This window comes from Acinetobacter sp. Tol 5 (genome assembly GCF_019702905.1).
GTDB lineage: Bacteria > Pseudomonadota > Gammaproteobacteria > Pseudomonadales > Moraxellaceae > Acinetobacter > Acinetobacter bereziniae.
In genome coordinates this window covers 273,502-294,325 of record NZ_AP024708.1, presented here as the reverse complement: position 1 = coordinate 294,325, position 20,824 = coordinate 273,502, and the positions used below count along the sequence as shown (strand labels likewise).

Genomic DNA, 20,824 nt, shown 5'->3' with positions numbered 1-20,824 from the left:
TTATAGCTCCACTTCCAAGCCCATAGAACGCGCAGAACCAGCAATGGTACGTACACGTGCGTCTAGATCAGCACCAGTTAAATCTGGTTCTTTAGTAGTCGCAATTTCTTCTAATTGAGCACGAGTCAACTTACCAACTTTAGTTTTGTTTGGTACAGATGAACCCTTTTGAATACCAGCAGCTTTCTTAAGAAGAATAGATGCAGGTGGAGTTTTCATGATGAATGTGAACGACTTATCGTTGTACACAGTGATCACTACAGGAATTGGAAGACCTGGTTCAACTTTTTGTGTAGCAGCATTGAATTCTTTACAGAATGCCATGATGTTCACACCACGTTGACCTAGTGCAGGACCGATTGGTGGAGATGGATTCGCTTTACCAGCTGGAACTTGCAGCTTGATATAGCCGTCAATCTTCTTAGCCATTTCAAATTACCTCTGGGTACAAACGCCTTTTAGAGCTCCCCAAGTTTTCAAGTAACGATACCGTTACAACAACAATGCCCGATCCATAACAAATCGGGCGCTTTTGAACAATTCAAATTAAATTGTTTTTTCGACTTGGCGAAATTCCAATTCAACTTGAGTTGGTCGATTAAATACGTTAATCGTCAACGTTAAACGTGATTTTTCGTACTGAACTTCTTCCACCACACCTTTAAAGTCTGTGAATGGACCGTCAGTAACAAGTAATTCTTCACCCGGCTCGAACATCGTCTTAGGACGAGGTGCTTCACCTTTGTTGTGCACACGTGCAAGAATGGCATCAGCTTCTTTTTGCGTAATTGGTGCTGGTTTTTCAGCTGTACCACCAATGAAACCCAATACTTTTGGACATTCTTTAACAATGTGCCAAGTTTCATCATTCATTTCCATTTCAACTAATACATAGCCTGGAAAGAATTTACGCTCTGATTTACGTTTCTTACCATCCTTCATTTCTACCACTTCTTCGGTAGGAACAAGGACTTCACCAAAACTATCAGCAACAGCGCTACGCTGGATTCGATCATTAAGTGAACGCATCACTTGTTTTTCATAGCCTGAATAGGCATGAATAATGTACCAACGTTTCATAGCTCTCTTACCCGATAATAAACTTCATAAACCAACCGATGATATAGTCAAAACACCACAAAATAATTGCGGCAACTACAACAACGAGGAGAACCTGCCATGAAGTGGTTACTGTTTCATGTTTCGTAGGCCAAGTGACTCGACGCAATTCGATACGCGAATCTTTAAGCAAACGAACAAAGCCTTTGCCTTGATGGGTGGCGTATAATAAACCTAAAGCTACGATGATACAAGCTATAATTACCCCAATACGCACCCAGATACTATTTGCTGGTGCCCAATACGCTGGAAGATATTGATTTGTCATCAAAGCACAGCCAAATAAAGCCAATGCAATGATCCACAAAATAAAATCAAATGGAGAACTTGTCTTCACCATTTCAGCTGAATTGTTGCTTTGAGGAATTGCCGCGCCGCCTGTTGCGTCACGTGATTTATCGTTCGACATTTTTGTACTCGTCGTAGGTTTCGCGACTTATTATATGACCAGTTTAGCCGACATCAAGTTTTTTATTTAAAAACTGGCAGGTCAGGAGGGACTCGAACCCCCAACATTCGGTTTTGGAGACCGACGCTCTACCAATTGAACTACTGACCTAATAAGCAAACCGAGAGCCGAAACTCTCGGTAAGAATAAACATTTTAGCGATTATGCAGTTACTTTAGCAACTACACCAGCACCAACTGTACGACCACCTTCACGGATCGCAAAACGTAGACCTGGGTCCATTGCGATTGGGTGGATCAATTCTACTGACATTTCAACGTTGTCGCCTGGCATTACCATTTCAACGCCGTCTTGTAATTGGATTGCACCAGTTACGTCAGTTGTACGGAAGTAGAATTGTGGACGGTAACCGTTAAGGAACGGAGTATGACGACCACCTTCTTCTTTAGAAAGTACATATACTTCTGCGTCGAATTTAGTGTGCGGCTTGATTGTACCTGGTTTAGCTAGTACTTGACCACGTTGTACGTCTTCACGCTTAGTACCACGTAAAAGTACACCACAGTTCTCGCCAGCACGACCTTCGTCTAGAAGTTTACGGAACATTTCTACGCCAGTTACAGTTGTTTTAACTGTATCTTTAATACCAACGATTTCAACTTCTTCGCCTACTTTAACGATACCAGATTCTACACGACCTGTTACCACTGTACCACGACCAGAGATTGAGAATACGTCTTCGATTGGCATCAAGAATGCTTTGTCGATTGCACGCTCTGGTTCTGGGATATAAGAGTCAAGCGCTTCAACAAGTGCAAGAACTGCAGATTCGCCATACTGACCAGCATCACCATTAAGTGCAGCAAGTGCTGAACCACGGATGATTGGAGTGTCATCACCTGGGAAGTCATAAGTAGAAAGAAGTTCACGAACTTCCATTTCTACTAATTCAAGCAATTCTTCATCATCAACAAGGTCACACTTGTTAAGGAATACAAGAATATAAGGTACACCTACTTGGCGAGAAAGAAGGATGTGTTCACGAGTTTGTGGCATTGGACCATCAGTCGCAGCACATACAAGGATCGCACCGTCCATCTGAGCTGCACCAGTGATCATGTTTTTAACATAATCGGCGTGTCCTGGGCAGTCTACGTGAGCGTAGTGACGGATTGGAGAATCGTATTCTACGTGTGAAGTATTAATTGTAATACCACGTGCTTTTTCTTCTGGTGCAGAGTCGATTGCTGCGTAGTCTTTAGCTTCACCGCCGTAAGTTTTTGCACAGATAGTTGCAATTGCAGCAGTTAAAGTTGTTTTACCATGGTCAACGTGACCAATTGTACCCACGTTTACGTGTGGCTTATTACGTTCAAACTTAGCCTTAGCCATTTGTTCTTCCTCGTTTATGTCGAACACGAGTTAAACAACTCAGCATCGACAATCGTCTAAAAAACTAGACACCTAATACTTGAAAAGCAGACTAATAAGCCTGCTTTTTAAAAACTGGTGTAGAATAATCTACTAAATTGTATCTGGAGCTCTTATCGAGATTTGAACTCGAGACCTCTCCCTTACCAAGGGAGTGCTCTACCACTGAGCTATAAGAGCAATCATCTTCGATGGAGCGGGAGACGAGGGTCGAACTCGCGACATGTAGCTTGGAAGGCTACCGCTCTACCAACTGAGCTACTCCCGCTTAATGTTGGTAATTAACCACTTATCGAAGTTAATGGTGGTGAGAGAAGGATTCGAACCTTCGAAACTTTCGTGGCAGAGTTACAGTCTGCTCCCTTTGACCGCTCGGGAATCTCACCATTTACACTTACTTTCAGTGCCGTTCCTCTACATTATAACACAAAACTTTAAGATGGTGCCGGCACACGGATTCGAACTGTGGACCTACTGATTACAAGTCAGTTGCTCTACCAACTGAGCTATGCCGGCGTTTCTTAGTGTTTCGTACGTTTCGTATCGGAACGGTGTGCAGTTTAGCAAAACTCAGAATCCTTGCAAGTGTTTTTTTTAAAAAAACCCCAAAAACTCATAAAATCAATCCGTTTGATGATAATTCAACCGCTTTGATCACTGCGCGAGCTTTTATTTGGGTTTCATTCCACTCTGATTCAGGATTTGAGTCCACAACAAGCCCAGCTCCAGCCTGTACATAGACTTTATTTTCACGAATTACACAGGTTCTAATCGCAATCGACATGTCCATTTCACCATGCCAGCCTAAATAACCAACAGCGCCACCAAAAATACCACGCTTTACCGGTTCAACTTCGTCAATAATTTCCATTGCGCGAATTTTTGGCGCGCCAGAAAGCGTCCCGGCTGGGAAAGTTGCTTTAAAAACATCCAAAGCGTCAACATCATCCAACACTTCACCCTGCACATTGGAAACAATATGCATGACATGTGAGTAACGCTCGATCACCATTTGATCAGTCACTTGCACTTTACCGATTTTTGAAACGCGTCCAATATCGTTACGCCCCAAATCAATCAGCATTAGATGTTCTGCAATTTCTTTTTCATCAGAAAGCAAATCTTTTTCCAGTGCCAAATCTTCTTCTTTGGTTTTTCCACGAGGGCGTGTTCCCGCAAGTGGTCGTACAGTCGCAATACCATTTTCAAGGCGGGAAAGAATCTCTGGTGACGAACCTACAATATGAAATGGTTTTTGGTCAGCAATGGTCTGTCCTTGTACCAGGAATAAATAAGGAGAAGGATTCAAATGACGTAAGGCACGATAAACCTGTAATGGATCACCATCGAAATCCGAGACCATTCGATGCCCAGGTACAACCTGCATCACATCTCCAGCACGAATATACGCTTTGACTTTTTCAATCGACTCTAGAAAACGGTCATGCCCAGTTAAAGATTCAAAATGTGGTGCTGTATGTTTTTTTGCAACCAAACTAATCGGCGTTGCCAATATAGCTTCCAATATGTCGAGTTGTTGTTGTGCCTTGCTATAAGCTTGTGGATCATTAACATCTGCATGTACGATCAAAAACAAAGTGTCTTTTAAGTTATCAAACACCACCACTGTCTTTGACAGCATCATCCATAAATCAGGTAACCCAACAGGGTCAGCTTCAGGCACATTACTTAAGCGTGGTTCAATATAACGTACTGCGTCATAACCAAAATACCCAACCAAGCCGCCTGTAAAATTTGGCAACGCAGGTAAATCTTGTTGCGTAGGCACTTTAAACTGTGCCTGAAAGTCACGAATATATTGAAATGGATCAGTACATGTCTGTGTCTCAACTCGCCCATCTGGAAATTTAACTGTAAGTTGTCCAGCATTGCAGGAAAATACAGTTGACTCACCCAGACCAATAATCGAGTAACGTGCCCAGTTTTCGCCCCCCTCGACAGATTCAAATAAATATGCCTGTTGGTGCTGTTGTAACCGTGCAAATACAGACAATGGCGTATCCGTATCTGCTAAACGTTGGCGATAAACAGGAATCAGGTTATATCCCGCCGATGTTAATTGTTCAAATTGCGCTAAAGTTGTCATGAGGAATTCTCTCTATTTTCGATATTACTAAGTATTGGTTTGCATACAGCTCACTTAGTGACGCCATCGAAAAGTACCTTTTCCATTCATTCCTCTTTCCTTTTCTCACAACAATTTCAAATATAGGGGTTAAGCCAAAAGCTCTGTTAAATTATCGACCACCTGTTGCGGTTGACAAAGATGAATATCTTCACCGTGATTATAGCCATAGCTGACCACAATACAATCAACCTCTGCACGGCGGGCAGCTTCTACATCATTACTTGAGTCACCAATCATCAATGTTTTATCGACTGAAGATTGGTATGTTTCCACACAATACAACAATGGTTTTGGGTGTGGTTTTCGTACTTCAAAACGATCTCCACCAATCACATCAACAAAATAGTGATCCATTTTTAATTCTTCTAAGATTTTTCTGGCAGGCTGTTCAGGTTTATTGGTCACACAAATCAGCTTCTTGTTATTTTGTATTCCCCAATCTAAAAACGCTAAAATCCCAGAGAATGGCTGAGTATCTACACATGGTTCGGCATTGTAAATTTCCAAAAATGTATCAAGCAACTGCTGATGCAATACGGGATCAACCTCGCCTTTTAAATATTTTAAAGTACTTTCACAAAATAATGATGTGCCTTTGCCAATCCAAACGCGGACTTGTTGCTCAGTGACTAAAGGAAGATTTAAACGTGCCAAACTCAGATTCATAGCACGATATAAATCAAATGCTGAATCAACCAATGTTCCATCCAAATCAAATAAAATAAGTTCACGTTGGTCTAGCTTTGCCACATTCATGCTGTACACCTAAAATAATTTTTTAAAACTTATCGCACTAAAAATAAAATCCAACTTTAGTCTTTGTATAGACTTTACATAAAACAAAGGCATGCGATTGCATGCCTTGAGTGTATCGCATTCACAGATTATTTAAACAACAGCCATGCAATAATTGCCAAAATGATTAAGACAACCACCGTCATCAAGCCAACTTTGGCATTTTTCTGAGTTTCTATTTCTTTTTCAACGCGTGCTTCTGGCGCTTTAACTTGTTCAATGTCAGGTTTTATTGGCGTATGAATGTCAACACCATCAGGAATTGGAGCTGGCTTAGGTACAGCTACGCCTGATGGCATTCCTTCACGAGTGATTTGTACATTGCTATCTCGTGCCGAAAGCTCTGGCATGCCCTGTTCACTCATTTTTTCTGCCGCACTCGGTTCAATTGATACAGGTGTATCAAGTTCTGCGGTTGCAATAGCCTCAGCAGGTTGTTGTACTTGTTGTTCGGCGAGTTGTGAAACTGATGGCTCAACTTGTGCAATCGCTGGTTCAGCATCTGCAATGATAGATGTAGGCTCTACGATAGATTGCTCAGCCACTTCAACTGCTTTTACAGGTGCAAGTACATTGAATTTAATACTGGCAAATTGAACAATATCACCATCCATCAACATTTTATCCTGATCGATACGTATATCGTTCACAAAAGTTCCGTTTGATGACTTTAAGTCCTGTACCCATAATGCATCGTCTTTCAATAAAAATGCGGCATGGCGACGTGAGATTTCCGCAGACTGCAATAAAAGATCCGCATCTTGATGGCGACCCACCAACATGTCACGGTCAATCGTCACTTCCTGTCCTTCTAACTCACCCGAAATTGCTTGTAATTTCCAAGTCATCGTCATTCTCTCATTCCAATTTACATTTATTTTAACACGACATATCTAGAGTTCTAAATCAACTTAAAACCATACTTTAGCTCATGAATCAAACAAGCCATTGCAACAAATTAACTGTAAATCTTAAACATTCAATCAAACAGCTGATCTAATTTTAACACTCAAAAATATCCGCTACTGCTTACGGATATCATTTGGTTCCTCTGCAACAGGGGTTGTAACCGCATTGCTTTTGTTTGGATTTGTTGCTACGCCACCTGCGGGTACTTTCTGATATTGACTGGATGGCTGTGCCGTCGGCTGTGGTTGAATCAGTTTAGGCTGAGTATTTGGTGACGAGGTAATAGGCAAACGCTGTTGGAATACATCATCAACATTGGCAGGCAGTTTGGCAAAATTCCCATCTTTATCCATCGCCAATTGCAAGCTGTATAGCTGGTCATAACGTTGCTGAGATAAACGACGTATTTCTGTATCGCCACCCACAATTGTTGGATGAATAAACACTAAAAGATTACGTTTAACATTTGACTTTGCATCTGATCTAAATAAACGTCCCAAACCAGGAATATCTCCTAAGAATGGCACAGATTGACGACCAAGAACCGTATCATCAGAAATCAGCCCACCCAATACGACTGTTTGTCCATGATCAGCTGTTACTGTTGTTTTGATAGAGCGTTTACTGGTGACTAAGTCCTGAGCTTGCCCTTTACTAGATTTGACCCCTGAGACTTCTTGCTCGACTTCCAAACGAATTGAACCACCTTCACCAATATGTGGAACAACTTTTAAGGTGACCCCGACATCTTTACGTTCGATCGAAGTATAAGGATTGACCGTTCCGCCGGTACCTGTAGATACAGACCCTGTTACAAAAGGTACATTTTCCCCCACAACAATATACGCTTCTTCATTGTCCATGGTCAGAATAGACGGCGTAGAGAGCAGATTTGATTTAGTTCGTTCTTTTAATGCCTGAATCACTGCACCATAGAGCTTGCGTGAACCATCAGCGCCTTCTTTATAATCGCCTAAAATAAGTGAAGTTCCGGGTTTAACTGCATTACCCAAACCAGCCGCACCACCAGATAAATAACCCGCAGCTAGTGCCGCTAAACTACTGCCGATATTATCAAAATTAATCAGCCCCACACCACTGCTGATATCACCCATTGCCCATTGCACACCCAATTGATCTGCATCATTGCCCTGAATTTCTATAATGGTTGCTTCAATCAACACTTGTTGACGACGTACATCCAATTGCTGGATTGCGGCTTCTATTTCTCGCATCAATTGTGGTTCGGCTTTGACCACTAAGGCATTTTGTGCACCATCAGCAATAATGCTGACACCATTGGCATTAAAGCTGGTGACATTGTTTTGATTATTGTTATTGGAATTGCTATTTAAATTAATCCCCGGCGTTGAAATACTGCTACTGCCTGAGCTGGAATTTGAAGAAGAGTTATTACTGTTATTATTTAAATTACTGCTATTACTAGAATTATTATTGGTCGAAGAATTATTTGAGTTTGAATTGACTGCTTGCCCAGTGACTAAGCCTTGTAAAATTTCAGAGAGATTTTTTGCACTGGCGTATTTGAGTTTAAATACTTTTAGTCCACCTAAACGATCTGCTGATGGCACATCAAGCATTTCAATCATATTACGAATACGTTTGCGTGTACCTGTATCGCCTTTAATTAAAATACGGTTGGTGCGTACATCTGCAATAATACGTACCCGTGCCCCTGCGAAATCTTTTGATGCGCCAGTCGCACTCATTGCATCCAATTGTTTAATGATTTCTTCAGCCTGACTTTGCTGCAAAGGTACAGCTTCAATATCATTTTGTCCTGTACCATCCAAATTACGAATGATGGTTTCAAGTTGATAAATATTTGCCGCTCGATCTGAAACAATTAACGCATTGGTGCCTTGTATGGCTGCCAAATGAGCAAATTGAGGCATTAACGGTCTAAGTGCAGGAATTAAATCATTTGGATTGGTATTTTCTAACCAAATTACCCGTGTGACCACCTGATCACCGCGTGCATTGTTGCGTGGATCATAAGGAACACCAGAGTTTTTAACATTACTGTCAGGCACTAAACGTATGGTATTGCCTGATGGAATCGCCACTACACCATTGACATTGAGCACACCTAAAAATAGGTCATAAACTTCGTTTTTATTGAGTGCTTTGTTTGAAATAACAGTTACATTGCCACGTACGCGCGGATCAACAGCAAAGTTTTTACCCGTAATATCTGCAACTTCATTGATAAAAGCCGTAAGATCAGCATCGCGTAAGTTAATCTTCCACGTCTGAGCATATGTTGCTGTACTAACTGCAACCATCATGGGTGCTGCTGCAACGATAGCCCAGAGTGGTCGATTGTGAGTCAAAAAAGCCATAACTTATTATCTATCCTAATTTTATTTGTAGTCCTAGCCACTTACAAACTTTGCTGAATGGTCATCACCTGATCACCACGCTTAATTTCAATTTTTACTTTTCCTTCACGCTTTGCTTGTTCTAGCAGTTGAACATCACTCTGTCCTTGACCGACTGACTGCCCATTGAGTGAAAGAATGCGATCCCCAGACCGAAGTCCTAATTTATTTCGAAGTGCTGCGGGGGTTTGTTCTGTCACCTCATAGCCTTGTCCGCTATTGGTGTTCACCCCCATGTTCTTTAGATATTGTTCTCGATTTTCATTCATTCGATCAATTGCCTGCCCCAACGCATTCTGACTGGTATTTTGTGGTGGCGGTACAGCTTGATCTGGATTACTGGTTGGTGTTGCCATATTCGAATCTGCAGGCTGCCCAGGTAAAGGCTGATATAAATTATCCAAACCTGTAAAACGTAACTCTTTACTATTATTGCCACCTTGGCTTAAAACAATATGATCCCAATATACTTCTGACAACTGATAACTGGTGCCTTCTATGGTTTCACCAACCACATAACGATCTGCCGTTTCCTTTACTTTAATCACAGCCGATGAAAAGCGTGCAGGATAACTCACCACAACACCCTGCAATACCATTGGAATGCTGTCATCTGCTGTTGCGCTTGAACCCACTTCATTAAACAAGGAAAAACTTGAAATATTAGGAACTTGTGCTTGTTGCGAGCCTAGACTCACTTGTTCAGGTTGCATCACTTGAGGCGGTGCGACCACCCACCAAAAAATAGAGGCTAATTTCCAACACAATGCCAAAATCAATATAAATAAGGCAACAGGTGCGAGATGTTCTGCTTTTTTCCAAGAAATGTTTTCAAACTGTTCTTTTATATTCATTAGAAACCACCTTGAATCAGTGGTTGTCTTGAACTGATCACAAATGTATCCAGTCCAGCTTTCCCATCATAAGATGGAACATTAAGTAACATTCTTTGGGTCAATTGTACATCCAACATCATACTTGGATCTAAACTGATATTCGCCATTTTTTGGCTGCGTTGATCTTGAATATCAAAAATCAGTTTACCTGCTTCATCTTTTAGCTGTGCATTTAAAGAAGGGATATTCATTTGATCTTGTCGTTGACCAAACGTATAACGCAATTCGCCGCCCGCCCAATGCAGCTGACCATCAACATCACTAAATCCAGTATCTTTTTTAAAACGAAGGCTCATGTCCGAAATCTGTATGGCGTTTGCAGGCCATTGCCAGTTGGCGATATTTTTCAATGTTTCAGGAGCAATCTGACCTTGCATTTGATTAACAATGATTTTTTTACCAAAGCCATAGCCCACAACCCCATTGAGTTGCGTTTGTCCACTATGAACTTTAACATTTGCCCCAACACGCAATAAGATTAAATCCCAAGGACGCGTACGCCATGAAACTGACCCACGTAAATTACCTTTATGCCAATCCGCTTGCCCTTGCCAAATATTGCCACTAACATTGTGTAAGGTTTGATTATTTTTATAAAATTTAGCAATTAACCATGTTGCAGGAACTTGTAAAAGTACAAAAATTAAAAAAGCGACAACTCCAGTAATCCACCAGGTCATCTGTTTTGATTTTTTATTCATCCAGCTTTACCATCATTGATTTATTCTTCCATGCAAGATGATGCCCTCTTGTTTATACATTATGCATAATTTTTTCATATCGCCAATTCACTCGTATAAAAAAACCAAGCAGTTTTGCTTGGTTCTTTTATTTTATCGTCATTGAATGACACTTAGATGAAGATTAGATCAAGAAATCTTCTAATTTAGCGCCTTTTTCAATTTCAGCAACCAACCAGCGAGGTTGCTTACCACGACCCGTCCAAGTTTCAGCCGTATTTTTCTTATTGCGGTAGCGTGGCTCAACAGCTTTACGTGTTGTCTTTTTACGTTTTTGAGCACCATACTCAATAAACTGCTCTAAGCTTAAACCCGCAGATTCTGCAATTTCAACAATCTTATTATAAGCATCTTCGATCGCTTGATCTTTTTTACTTTCAATTAAAGCTTCAGCTTCAGCTGTTAACTTTCTTAACTCTTCAACAGATAAATTACTAATATCAGGCATCATTAACACTCCACATTAAACTTCGCAAATATATTTAAAATAAATTCACAGCAATAGTATTTTTATTTATACCAATTGGCAATACATATATTCCCCAATAAATACATAAAACAACAAAAAATGATTATAACACGCCAAAAATTTTTATTTATCCCAGTCAAAATAAACATACAACAAAAAGTAATTTTTGATACACGTTTTAAATATAATGATGATAACTGTAGCGTTTTTATAAATTCAGCAAATTGTTTTGAACTGTTGCTTCGAGATCAATTATAACTTTTCTTAAATTTTCAGGTATTAATGCTTTTTTCATAGAATCTTTATCTACAAATACGATGACCGCTTCACCATCAGCAACAATCTCCTGTTGCTGTTCACTGAATAATACATAATGCATGCGTATTGCACTATTGCGCATTTCCGCTATACCTGCACCAATATGTAGCACATCTGGATAAAATACTGGTTTTAAATATTTACACTGACTTGAAGCAACCACAGTTAAAACATCTTGTTCAAATACATTTAAACGATCAAAATATGCAATACGTGCACTTTCTATATAACGATAATACTGCACATTATTCACATGACCAAAAGCATCCATATCTCCCCAAGCGACCTTTTGTTCATAAACGATAGGGAATTGTGCCAATAGATTCATAATGTATTCTCAAATTTTAAACTGAATGTAGTTGCTGTCTTTTTCAAAAATTGAATTCAATTGCTGAATTAATTCATCATTGCCATTTAGAGTGGCTTTAATCCGTAAATAATTCATCAAAATATCATTTGGATATAATGCTAAGAGCTGATCCGCTTCTGTTTCACGTTGTGTCGCCGTATATATATGCCACTTTGCAAAACTAAATACAGGAATATTTATATACTTACTTTCCAGATGAATAATCTGTTGTTCCAGATATTCATAATCTGGATTTTGCCGAAGCAACTGTTGTTGAAACCATAAGTAGAAAACATCCTGATCGAATTTCTCATCCAGCAATTGAATGGCAAGTTGTTGCTGTTGCTGTGCCAGCTCAGGTAGACGAGTAATTAACTTCAACCATAATACTTTGGTGTCATAGGGCATTTGATCAAGTAAAGGTGCGATTTCAAAAAACTTATGCTGTAATAACTCCAAGTCCTCAAATTGCGCTTGGTCATAGCAACCTAAAAGCTGAATCAACCATTGTTGTTTGGTCGCGACTTCCAACTGTCCAAATTGGCTTGAATGTAAATAGTGCCAAGGTGACTGGATTGCAAACTGTCCCCATAATTTTTGTACTGATAATTTATAACTTTCTGAAAGTTGACTGAGCCATGGCGACAACTCATGACCATTTAAAAACTCAAGATGTGTCAAAGCTTGCTGACTGTCATGCTGCGCCAAATAAATTTCGATTCGGAGAATTTCGGCCAATTCAAATGCTGAGGGTGGGCTATTTTCCAAAGCTTGCAAAGCTGCTGCATAATCACCTTGCTTGAACAATATTCGGGATTGAATAATCGCTTTTAATAAACCCGATTGATCAAAAATATTTTGAATAACCTGTTCTTGCTCATCTTCACCATCTAATAACCATAACACGCCCAACTGCTCAAAGGGATGCAAATCACTAAAGTTTAAAACTTGTTCTAATTTTCTTTTTTCTCTACGCAGATAGCGATTTAAGACATACCACATCACATGCATAAGAAAGCTGATGATAACGCCTAGAAATAACAATACCCATAAGTTCGTCTGGATTTGAATATTATGCCAAAGCACATAAACATAACCTGCTCCTGCGGCATAACTCAAGACACTCAAAATCGCAAAAATAATCAGGCTAATAAAGGCATAGATCAAGAAAATATGTTTCATCCCACTACCCCAACACTGCCAAGCTATTCAGCTTAGGAACAGGAGATTGTGAGCTCTGTTTAATTTTTAATAATTGTTGTTTGATGTTCTGACTTGCAGCATCAGGCAACAGATCAAGTTGTTGAATCGCCTGATTCAGCATGGCTTTATATTCAACATTTTGACCTTTAATCAGAAGTTGTTGAGCAAGCAAAAGTCTCAATTGAGTTTCTTTTAAAATAAAGCGACGATTGCTCAATTCTGGTGTATCCGTACTAAGTACATCGACCTTGAACCATTTCTCCCAAAAGTGGGCGCTCTGACTGGTATTTAATTTAAGTTGATTATTTTTCAGTTCTGCAGTCAAACTTTGATCAACTTGTTTGATTAAGCTATCCAACTGATCTTGCTGTGCATTTCTTTCAATCACAAACTGTTGGATATTCTGCATATCTTGAGCAATGCTTTGATGCAGACTTTGCTTAACTGCCTCTGCCAATGCGTATTGATCTAAAGATTGGTTAATTTGGGTTAAATGCTCCAGCGCATAAACAAATTGCTGTTGTTGTATCGCAAACTGGACCAACTCAAGTTGCTGTTTAATCAACACACTTGGGTTAATTCCCGTACTGGGTTCTTTGAGTACAGGAGGTTGCTTGCTTGTTTCTTGACTCGGTTCATCCGCTTGTCTTTTTACTGCCACCAATTGATCGTTCAAACTGGCATTTTTTTGTTCACTTTTATGCAGTGTTTGTTGAATCTCATCCAACTGTTGTGAAACATGATAGAAGTCATAACTCAACTTAATGAGCCATCCTAGAGCGATCAACAATAAGATATAAATAAACTTCTTCATAATTTCCTTTGCAACTGCACAATGCTGTGTAGAATTGCTTTTGGTTCTAGCGTTAAAATTTGAGTGATATTAAAACATTTTTGAGTCGTATTTTTATCATGCATTAATAATTGATACAAACGCTCACCCAAAACTAAATAATGACAGGCATCAACCAAATGAGGATGCTTTTCTGTCAACGCCAACCAATTTCGCCAGCTTGCTTCACTACTGATACACGTCCAGTAAGGCGGCTCAAATTGATTTATTTGATTAAGCAAAGCAGAAAACTGTATTTGGGTTTCTGGTGGGCATAAACGCTCGTATAAAACAAAGTTTAAAACATCAATATGACGTTCTTGGCACTGTTGCATCATAAATTGGCGACCACCTTTACCGCGCCAAAATGCAATTTTCTGAATATTCTCTATGCTATTAAATATCGGTAAACTCAGCATACCTTCGGAGCTTTCCACTTCGGGTACATGACTTGCTATCCCAAACTCAGCCAAGCATTGAGCCGTTTTTTTTCCAACAGCAATCCATTGAATATGTTGAATTTGTGCAAGTGAGAGTCCTGACTGTTGTAGATATTGCATCCCAATCTGCACAGCCATCGGGCTGACTACGACGATACACTGTGTTGTTAAAAGTTTTGAATACAGTGTAGCTAAAGTACTGTCATATGGACGGGGCTTTAACGCTAATAAAGGCAAATCAACCACAGTAAAACCTGATTGACGCAAGCATGCTGTTAAAGGCTCAGCTCGGTCAATCGGACGTGTATTGATAAACAGCATCGGAATCCAATTACTGTGTTTGATACAGTGCTTTAAGTAAATCCCCAGCACCAAGTTGCAATAAATCTTGTGCGAGTTTTACACCCAACTGCTCTGCTTGTTCGGCAGTACCACTGACCTTGCTACACAGCAATGTCTGACCGTCCGTACTTCCAACACGACCTTCTAAAGACAATACTTGATTGTCCAGTGTTGCAAAGCCTGCTATTGGTACCTGACAGCCACCCTCAAGATAAGCATTGAAGGCGCGTTCAGCACGTACACACGCATTGGTTTCATTGTGCATCAAAGGCAGAATCAAATTCAAAGTTTCAGGGTCATTACAACGACACTCTAAACCTAATGCACCTTGTCCCACAGCAGGCAAGCTGAGTTCTGGTGCGAGACTATGACGGATACGTTGTGCAAGCCCTAAACGCTTTAACCCAGCACTGGCGAGAATAATCGCATCATACTGACCTGCATCAAGCTTAGACAAGCGTGTACCCACATTGCCTCGTAAATCAATCACATCCAAATCAGGACGCTGTTTAAGAATTTGACATTTACGGCGTAGACTGGAAGTACCAAGTTTGGCACCTTGAGGTAAATCTTCAAACTTTGCATAATGATTTGAAACAAAGGCGTCAAATGGATCTTCACGCTCACAGATCACCGCCAGCTCTAAACCTTCAGGCAATTGCATAGGGACATCTTTCATAGAATGTACAGCTAAATCTGCACGTCCATCCATCAATGCTGCTTCAAGCTCTTTGACAAATAAACCCTTTCCACCAATCTTAGCCAAGGGCGTGTCTAAAATTTTGTCGCCTTGAGTGACAAAAGTCACCAACTCTACTTTGATATGCGGATGCAATTGTTCTAAACGATCACGAATATGTTCTGCCTGCCACAATGCAAGCGGGCTTTGTCGAGTTGCGATTTTCAAGGTTTTCATCATTTCAGTTTTGCCAAACTTTTAAACACTCTAAACTTACCCTGCAATCTTAAAAATGCAAGTAAATTATCAAAATGATTTATCTTTCACACAAAACTATAAATTCTGCATGCGTTCCCTAAGCAAAGGTAAATGTCGACGACTCACCGCCAGACGCTCCTCAAGCTCACGGCATCGCGCTTGATACTGTCCTGAAGCAACCATTTCCAGACCATCCAAATAATCTAAAGAAATGAGTGCATTACGGTGTATTCGTATAAAACGATCTGAAAATTCAGTTTCCAAATCCTTTAAGGTTTCATCAATCAAAACGCTCCCATTTTTATGGCGAACGGTGACATATTTTTGATCTGCTAAAAAATAATAAATATTTTCAACAGGGATCAGTTCCAAACCTCGATAGGTTTTTGCAGCAATTTGCTGCCTTTGCACTTTTTCTTCCATGAGTTCTTTTTTTTCTATCTGAGTTAATTGAGCTTGCGTCAGTTTAGTCACATTCCCTAAAACTGTTTCCAATTCATCCTTGGCAATTGGCTTTAACAAATATCCTTTTGCTTGAGATTGAATCGCCTGTAAAGCGTGCTCATCAAACGCTGTACAAAATACGATTGCAGGCATCGGGTTAAAATGCGCCAAATGTTGCGCACAACTTAAGCCATCCATTTCTGGCATCTGAATATCCAGCAACACGACGTCAGGCTCAAACTGTTGAACCATCTCCAATGCTTGCTTTCCATGTTGTGCTGTGGCAATAACCTGATGCCCAAGTTGCGACACCAACCGTGATAAGCGTTCCACTGCAAGCGGTTCATCATCACAAATCAGGATGTCCATTGCTCCTCCTTACCCAAATACCTACATTATTTATTTTTAATACATGTCTCAATCATCTATTTTTATACTGATATTGAATGACCATCGTAAATAATCCATTCCCTGCATAATTCCGAAAATAAACAGAATCGCCAAAATGTGCTTTTAAACGCTGTTTTACATTTTCTAAAGCAATTCCATGCCCTTGTCTCACTTTTATTCTATCTTGTAAAAATGGGTTGGTAATGACTATATTGACTTGATTTTGCAATATTTCAACCAGTATCCCAATCTTGGCATCTTTCATTTGGTTTTCGACCCCATAAAAAATACTGTTTTCAATTAAGGGTTGCAGGGTTAATAATGGAATTTGCACATATTCCAATAATCCCGGCTGTGGAATATTCCACTCAACATTTAAACGCTCGCCCAAACGGATTTGTTCAATGGCAATATATTGTTTCGATAATTGTATTTCTTCTTTTAAGGTCACCAATTTTAATTCTTGAAAGCTTGCTCTAAACAATTTTGACAAGTCAATCAGCATTTGTTCTGCTTTATCTGGATCAATTGCAATTAAACTCACCACACTGTTTAAACTATTAAATAGAAAATGAGGATGAATTCGCGCCTGCATGGCTTGAACCCGTGCATTTAATTCACTGTGTTGTTGTAAAACGGCTTGCTCGCGAATATACATATAACGCAAACAAAATGCACCGAGTAATATCCCATAACTTAAATGCAAAATAAGATTATGACTGATATCGCTTGTCGAAATATTTTGTAAAGAAAAATGAACAGCCCAATAATGCACAATATTCAGCACCAAAGTTGTGCACATGACGATGACCTGTAAAAGTATAAAACTGAAAATCATCACCGACAAATAAGTATATTGCGCTAACCTTTTGGCAAATAGATCTTGAAAGGCAGCAAATGCCAATAATATCCAGTTAATATATAAAATATATTCTAAAACATGCCAAACATTTAAATTACTCCACGACTGTGCTTCTGCCAGTGCCAATAAAAAAGCCAATACATTACTGGAAATAAATAATTCCAATAAATACTGACGATGCCCCATTTTGCTAAAAAAATACGAAGGCTGAAAATGCGAAGTAGATTTTCTTGATGAATGATTGTGCTTTACTTCGGCAAGTGAGGCTGAATTTGTTATACTGCGTTTAGTTCTACTGCTTTTTTTCTTACTGAGCCGATATGACCACATCTTCTAATTCCTCTAATCCGTCACAAGCCCAAACTTCAGGCATGTGGGGCGGTCGTTTCTCTGAAGCTACTGATGCCTTTGTTGCTGAATTTACTGCTTCTGTCCAGTTTGACCAACGCTTTTATAAACAAGATATTGCTGGCTCTATTGCACATGCAACTATGTTAGCAAAAGTTGGGGTGCTTACAGAACAAGAACGTGATGACATTATCAATGGTTTGAATACAATTAAAACTGAAATTGAAGCAGGTCAATTCGAATGGCGCATCGATCTTGAAGATGTGCATATGAATATCGAATCTCGCTTGACTCAGCGTATTGGTATCACAGGCAAAAAGCTACACACCGGGCGTAGCCGTAACGACCAAGTTGCGACAGATATTCGTCTCTATGTTCGCGATGAAATTGATGCAATTTTAAAATTACTGGAAAAACTACAAAAAGGTATTCTTCGCTTAGCCAGCAACAATACCCAAACCATCATGCCTGGGTTCACGCATTTACAAACTGCACAGCCTGTGACTTTTGGTCATCATTTAATGGCTTGGTTTGAAATGTTGGTACGTGACTCTGAGCGTCTGATTGACTGTCGTAAACGTGTTAACCGTATGCCTTTGGGTTCAGCGGCATTGGCAGGTACGACCTATCCGATCGATCGTGCGTTCACTGCGGAATTATTAGGTTTTGAAGCAGTTGCTGAAAACTCGCTAGATGCGGTATCAGACCGTGACTTTGCCATTGAATTCAACGCAGCTGCTTCACTGATCATGATGCATTTATCACGTATGTCAGAAGAATTGATTCTTTGGACGTCTGCACAATTTAAATTTGTGAATATTCCAGACCGTTTCTGTACTGGTTCTTCGATCATGCCACAAAAGAAAAACCCAGATGTTCCAGAATTGGTTCGTGGTAAAACTGGTCGTGTCTATGGCGATCTTATGAGCCTGTTAACCTTGATGAAAGGTCAACCTTTGGCATATAACAAAGACAATCAAGAAGACAAAGAACCATTATTTGATGCCATTGATACCATCCGTGGTTCATTGATGGCTTTCGCAGACATGATTCCTGCACTGGTACCGAATGTTGATGTAATGCGTGAAGCAGCACTTCGTGGCTTCTCTACTGCAACAGATTTGGCAGATTATCTGGTTAAAAATGGAGTCGCTTTCCGTGATGCCCATGAAATCGTAGGTAAGGCAGTTGCATTGGGTGTTCAGGAATCTAAAGACCTTTCCGAATTAACGCTTGAACAATTACAGCAGTTCTCTGATTTAATTCAGGCAGATGTATTTGAAAAAGCATTGACATTAGAAGCTTCAGTGAATGCCCGTAACCATATTGGTGGGACTGCACCTGCTCAAGTGGCAGCGGCGATTGAACGCGCTCATACACGTTTAGAAAAACTTTATGCATAAGGAGTTTTGATATGACTCGACAAGTATTTTGCCGTAAATATCAAAAAGAGTTAGAAGGTTTAGACTTTGCACCTTTCCCAGGCGCAAAAGGACAGGAATTATTTGACACTGTGTCTAAACAAGCTTGGCAAGAATGGTTAAAGCATCAAACCACATTGATTAATGAAAAACGTTTAAATGTATTTGAAGCGGATGCTAAGAAGTTTTTAGAAGAACAACGTGAAAAATTCTTCAATAATGATGAATCGTTGGAAAAAGCTGAAGGGCTTAAACCAGAGTAGTATTCAAATATCTATACAATGGTCATTTGAAAGCAACCTATGTATTGTGCTTCATAAAAAAATCCCCTGATGGGGATTTTTTTATGGTCTATTGATGCTCAAAAGAACAAAGCACTTAAAACATTGCCAGAATCTAATCGCATTTCTCTAAATGAGATTAAATTAATATGCGTTCAACTTAACGCTATTCTTTCAAATATTTTATATAGCGCTTAGGTTGTAGAAAGATTTTGTTTTCCCTTCTACCAATTTGACCGACATCTACCAATTTGACCAGCATCGCTATCGCGTTTGGCGACATGGATACCATAGATTAAGCTGTACTAGCTTAGCTCTGATTTGATACTCATCAAACCCCATTAGCTACGCTGATCGTGCCATGTGAGAAGTGCGATTTTTGTTTTACAGACATAAAAAAAGGAGTCTTGGAGACTCCTATAAACTTCAGAAACGACAGCTATTTGCATTCTGAAACATATCTTGATGCTAGCCAGTATAATCATGAAAAAATGTTATACATTGACCAAACATACATATTTTGTGACAAATCACGACAATCGAACTGATAATTCGCGCTTTCAGATCAATGGAGACAAGAATAGCGCTCCAAACCAATCAGATGAGTCAAAGCTAAACTTTAACAAAACACAAGATCAGGCGACTGAATCTACACGGTTCGCCGAATGTTCTTCAATCACTTGTGGTTTTTTCTCAACCCATTTTGCAGGAAAATACTTTTCAACGGTTGTTGAAACCCAGTGTGCAATCGGCTGAGGTAGCGTGATTCCCAACGGATTTTGCTCTTGTAAATCTGCGGATGAGATCACCCGCGTTCCCATCAGATAGTCAAACCACGGCTTGGTCACACACCAGTTTGCATCTTGATTTGCATTCATATGATGGTCATAGTGCCAAGGAATTTTCTTCATCGCCCATGCTGGCTCTAAATGTGCACGGCGGTGAATATAATAATAATTACATGCACTATATAAAGATGCAGCCACCATGCCTTTTGAAATCGGATAAAAAATTAAACTCGCAGCACCTGCAACCACTGCCAATGAAACAATTTCATTTTTGGTGCGCCAATTCGATATACCTTGCACATAACCATCATCATGAAAATCCTGCTTACGGACTTCGCGATGATGTTCCCAATGCGATTTCATACTTCTTGGAACAGGGCTAAAACGTGGCTTTCCAGGACGGTGCTGACCATGCAAAATATAATTATGTGCAATCCACTCAAAGCCGTTCGCAAAGACCAATCCAACTAAAAAGCCTTTTAACATGTTTTTTCTCCTCTGCTTATTTTTAATATAAAACTATGCTGAAAAAAGATATTGACATGGAAAA

The 20,824-nt window shown here is 39.8% G+C and carries 21 protein-coding genes and 5 tRNA genes; 2 read left to right on the top strand and 24 right to left on the bottom strand.

The features are described from left to right. The 23 genes from rplK to TOL5_RS01255 all read right to left on the bottom strand — a co-directional run bounded on the left by rplK (nucleotide 1) and on the right by TOL5_RS01255 (nucleotide 17,766). Entirely contained in the window at nucleotides 1-429 is a 429-nt protein-coding gene (gene rplK / locus TOL5_RS01365; RefSeq protein WP_001074682.1) for a 50S ribosomal protein L11, read from the bottom strand. Nucleotides 430-546: 117 nt separating this feature from the next. Continuing rightward, nucleotides 547-1,080 (bottom strand): transcription termination/antitermination protein NusG, encoded by a 534-nt coding sequence (gene nusG / locus TOL5_RS01360; RefSeq protein ID WP_004718486.1) that lies wholly within the window; start codon nucleotides 1,078-1,080, stop codon nucleotides 547-549. A 7-nt stretch (nucleotides 1,081-1,087) separates the two neighbouring features. Then, the gene (gene secE / locus TOL5_RS01355; protein WP_004826233.1) at nucleotides 1,088-1,528 is read right to left on the bottom strand and encodes a preprotein translocase subunit SecE; all 441 of its coding nucleotides are present in this window, start codon (nucleotides 1,526-1,528) and stop codon (nucleotides 1,088-1,090) included. Nucleotides 1,529-1,602: 74 nt separating this feature from the next. Further along, nucleotides 1,603-1,678, bottom strand: a tRNA-Trp gene (locus TOL5_RS01350). Between the two features lie 51 nt (nucleotides 1,679-1,729). Beyond that, nucleotides 1,730-2,920: an elongation factor Tu gene (tuf, locus tag TOL5_RS01345; protein WP_004718491.1), complete on the bottom strand. Its 1,191-nt coding sequence runs from the start codon at nucleotides 2,918-2,920 to the stop codon at nucleotides 1,730-1,732. Between the two features lie 144 nt (nucleotides 2,921-3,064). Further along, nucleotides 3,065-3,139 (bottom strand) — tRNA-Thr (locus tag TOL5_RS01340). 12 nt (nucleotides 3,140-3,151) lie between these two features. Then, nucleotides 3,152-3,227: transfer RNA gene (locus TOL5_RS01335), tRNA-Gly, on the bottom strand. A gap of 34 nt (nucleotides 3,228-3,261) precedes the next feature. After that, nucleotides 3,262-3,345: transfer RNA gene (locus TOL5_RS01330), tRNA-Tyr, on the bottom strand. Between the two features lie 54 nt (nucleotides 3,346-3,399). After that, nucleotides 3,400-3,475 (bottom strand) — tRNA-Thr (locus tag TOL5_RS01325). A gap of 97 nt (nucleotides 3,476-3,572) precedes the next feature. After that, nucleotides 3,573-5,066 (bottom strand): anthranilate synthase component I, encoded by a 1,494-nt coding sequence (gene trpE / locus TOL5_RS01320; RefSeq protein ID WP_121775118.1) that lies wholly within the window; start codon nucleotides 5,064-5,066, stop codon nucleotides 3,573-3,575. Nucleotides 5,067-5,195: 129 nt separating this feature from the next. After that, entirely contained in the window at nucleotides 5,196-5,864 is a 669-nt protein-coding gene (locus TOL5_RS01315) for an HAD-IA family hydrolase (protein ID WP_058971938.1), read from the bottom strand. Nucleotides 5,865-5,992: 128 nt separating this feature from the next. Continuing rightward, nucleotides 5,993-6,751, bottom strand: coding sequence for an FHA domain-containing protein (locus TOL5_RS01310; RefSeq protein WP_046760658.1), 759 nt, complete (start codon nucleotides 6,749-6,751; stop codon nucleotides 5,993-5,995). 174 nt (nucleotides 6,752-6,925) lie between these two features. Further along, a complete protein-coding gene (gspD, locus tag TOL5_RS01305; RefSeq protein ID WP_121775119.1) occupies nucleotides 6,926-9,175 on the bottom strand; it encodes a type II secretion system secretin GspD in 2,250 nt (749 codons plus the stop codon). Nucleotides 9,176-9,216: 41 nt separating this feature from the next. Beyond that, the gene (locus tag TOL5_RS01300; RefSeq protein WP_004826224.1) at nucleotides 9,217-10,068 is read right to left on the bottom strand and encodes a type II secretion system protein N; all 852 of its coding nucleotides are present in this window, start codon (nucleotides 10,066-10,068) and stop codon (nucleotides 9,217-9,219) included. Next, nucleotides 10,068-10,811: a type II secretion system protein N gene (gene gspN, locus TOL5_RS01295; protein WP_121775120.1), complete on the bottom strand. Its 744-nt coding sequence runs from the start codon at nucleotides 10,809-10,811 to the stop codon at nucleotides 10,068-10,070. The genes TOL5_RS01300 and gspN overlap by 1 nt, the downstream gene beginning before the upstream one ends. 163 nt (nucleotides 10,812-10,974) lie before the next feature. Then, nucleotides 10,975-11,301: an H-NS family nucleoid-associated regulatory protein gene (locus TOL5_RS01290; RefSeq protein WP_004826222.1), complete on the bottom strand. Its 327-nt coding sequence runs from the start codon at nucleotides 11,299-11,301 to the stop codon at nucleotides 10,975-10,977. Between the two features lie 226 nt (nucleotides 11,302-11,527). Then, the gene (locus TOL5_RS01285) at nucleotides 11,528-11,965 is read right to left on the bottom strand and encodes an acyl-CoA thioesterase (RefSeq protein WP_004826221.1); all 438 of its coding nucleotides are present in this window, start codon (nucleotides 11,963-11,965) and stop codon (nucleotides 11,528-11,530) included. A 9-nt stretch (nucleotides 11,966-11,974) separates the two neighbouring features. Further along, complete coding sequence (locus tag TOL5_RS01280; protein ID WP_121775121.1) at nucleotides 11,975-13,168, bottom strand: heme biosynthesis protein HemY; 1,194 nt, start codon at nucleotides 13,166-13,168, stop codon at nucleotides 11,975-11,977. 4 nt (nucleotides 13,169-13,172) lie between these two features. Beyond that, on the bottom strand, nucleotides 13,173-14,003 hold the full coding sequence (locus TOL5_RS01275) for a hypothetical protein (RefSeq protein ID WP_042087899.1): 831 nt from the start codon (nucleotides 14,001-14,003) through the stop codon (nucleotides 13,173-13,175). Then, nucleotides 14,000-14,782, bottom strand: coding sequence for a uroporphyrinogen-III synthase (locus tag TOL5_RS01270; protein ID WP_005035260.1), 783 nt, complete (start codon nucleotides 14,780-14,782; stop codon nucleotides 14,000-14,002). Before TOL5_RS01270 ends, TOL5_RS01275 begins: the two co-directional genes overlap by 4 nt. Before the next feature lie 10 nt (nucleotides 14,783-14,792). Next, nucleotides 14,793-15,719, bottom strand: coding sequence for a hydroxymethylbilane synthase (gene hemC, locus TOL5_RS01265; protein WP_171428661.1), 927 nt, complete (start codon nucleotides 15,717-15,719; stop codon nucleotides 14,793-14,795). Nucleotides 15,720-15,815: 96 nt separating this feature from the next. Beyond that, nucleotides 15,816-16,553: a LytR/AlgR family response regulator transcription factor gene (locus tag TOL5_RS01260; RefSeq protein ID WP_004826215.1), complete on the bottom strand. Its 738-nt coding sequence runs from the start codon at nucleotides 16,551-16,553 to the stop codon at nucleotides 15,816-15,818. A 52-nt stretch (nucleotides 16,554-16,605) separates the two neighbouring features. Continuing rightward, entirely contained in the window at nucleotides 16,606-17,766 is a 1,161-nt protein-coding gene (locus TOL5_RS01255; RefSeq protein WP_162987713.1) for a sensor histidine kinase, read from the bottom strand. On the opposite strand from TOL5_RS01255, the gene argH reads away from it, so the two are divergent. Further along, nucleotides 17,757-19,187 (top strand): argininosuccinate lyase, encoded by a 1,431-nt coding sequence (argH, locus tag TOL5_RS01250; RefSeq protein ID WP_004826213.1) that lies wholly within the window; start codon nucleotides 17,757-17,759, stop codon nucleotides 19,185-19,187. The two genes, TOL5_RS01255 and argH, sit on opposite strands and share 10 nt — an antisense overlap. Before the next feature lie 11 nt (nucleotides 19,188-19,198). Continuing rightward, on the top strand, nucleotides 19,199-19,468 hold the full coding sequence (locus TOL5_RS01245; protein WP_004826212.1) for an oxidative damage protection protein: 270 nt from the start codon (nucleotides 19,199-19,201) through the stop codon (nucleotides 19,466-19,468). A gap of 653 nt (nucleotides 19,469-20,121) precedes the next feature. Here TOL5_RS01245 and TOL5_RS01240 read toward each other — a convergent pair. After that, nucleotides 20,122-20,760, bottom strand: a complete 639-nt coding sequence (locus TOL5_RS01240; protein ID WP_004826210.1) for a sterol desaturase family protein — start codon at nucleotides 20,758-20,760, stop codon at nucleotides 20,122-20,124. Between the last annotated feature and the right edge of the window lie 64 nt (nucleotides 20,761-20,824).

Bases quoted from the DNA above. Each gene is read 5' to 3' on its own strand.
- rplK (WP_001074682.1), bottom strand. From the start codon at position 429: ATGGCTAAGAAGATTGACGGCTATATCAAGCTGCAAGTTCCAGCTGGT.
- nusG (WP_004718486.1), bottom strand. From the start codon at position 1,080: ATGAAACGTTGGTACATTATTCATGCCTATTCAGGCTATGAAAAACAA.
- secE (WP_004826233.1), bottom strand. From the start codon at position 1,528: ATGTCGAACGATAAATCACGTGACGCAACAGGCGGCGCGGCAATTCCT.
- tuf (WP_004718491.1), bottom strand. From the start codon at position 2,920: ATGGCTAAGGCTAAGTTTGAACGTAATAAGCCACACGTAAACGTGGGT.
- trpE (WP_121775118.1), bottom strand. From the start codon at position 5,066: ATGACAACTTTAGCGCAATTTGAACAATTAACATCGGCGGGATATAAC.
- TOL5_RS01315 (WP_058971938.1), bottom strand. From the start codon at position 5,864: ATGAATGTGGCAAAGCTAGACCAACGTGAACTTATTTTATTTGATTTG.
- TOL5_RS01310 (WP_046760658.1), bottom strand. From the start codon at position 6,751: ATGACTTGGAAATTACAAGCAATTTCGGGTGAGTTAGAAGGACAGGAA.
- gspD (WP_121775119.1), bottom strand. From the start codon at position 9,175: ATGGCTTTTTTGACTCACAATCGACCACTCTGGGCTATCGTTGCAGCA.
- TOL5_RS01300 (WP_004826224.1), bottom strand. From the start codon at position 10,068: ATGAATATAAAAGAACAGTTTGAAAACATTTCTTGGAAAAAAGCAGAA.
- gspN (WP_121775120.1), bottom strand. From the start codon at position 10,811: ATGAATAAAAAATCAAAACAGATGACCTGGTGGATTACTGGAGTTGTC.
- TOL5_RS01290 (WP_004826222.1), bottom strand. From the start codon at position 11,301: ATGATGCCTGATATTAGTAATTTATCTGTTGAAGAGTTAAGAAAGTTA.
- TOL5_RS01285 (WP_004826221.1), bottom strand. From the start codon at position 11,965: ATGAATCTATTGGCACAATTCCCTATCGTTTATGAACAAAAGGTCGCT.
- TOL5_RS01280 (WP_121775121.1), bottom strand. From the start codon at position 13,168: ATGAAACATATTTTCTTGATCTATGCCTTTATTAGCCTGATTATTTTT.
- TOL5_RS01275 (WP_042087899.1), bottom strand. From the start codon at position 14,003: ATGAAGAAGTTTATTTATATCTTATTGTTGATCGCTCTAGGATGGCTC.
- TOL5_RS01270 (WP_005035260.1), bottom strand. From the start codon at position 14,782: ATGCTGTTTATCAATACACGTCCGATTGACCGAGCTGAGCCTTTAACA.
- hemC (WP_171428661.1), bottom strand. From the start codon at position 15,719: ATGAAAACCTTGAAAATCGCAACTCGACAAAGCCCGCTTGCATTGTGG.
- TOL5_RS01260 (WP_004826215.1), bottom strand. From the start codon at position 16,553: ATGGACATCCTGATTTGTGATGATGAACCGCTTGCAGTGGAACGCTTA.
- argH (WP_004826213.1), top strand. From the start codon at position 17,757: ATGACCACATCTTCTAATTCCTCTAATCCGTCACAAGCCCAAACTTCA.
- TOL5_RS01255 (WP_162987713.1), bottom strand. From the start codon at position 17,766: ATGTGGTCATATCGGCTCAGTAAGAAAAAAAGCAGTAGAACTAAACGC.
- TOL5_RS01245 (WP_004826212.1), top strand. From the start codon at position 19,199: ATGACTCGACAAGTATTTTGCCGTAAATATCAAAAAGAGTTAGAAGGT.
- TOL5_RS01240 (WP_004826210.1), bottom strand. From the start codon at position 20,760: ATGTTAAAAGGCTTTTTAGTTGGATTGGTCTTTGCGAACGGCTTTGAG.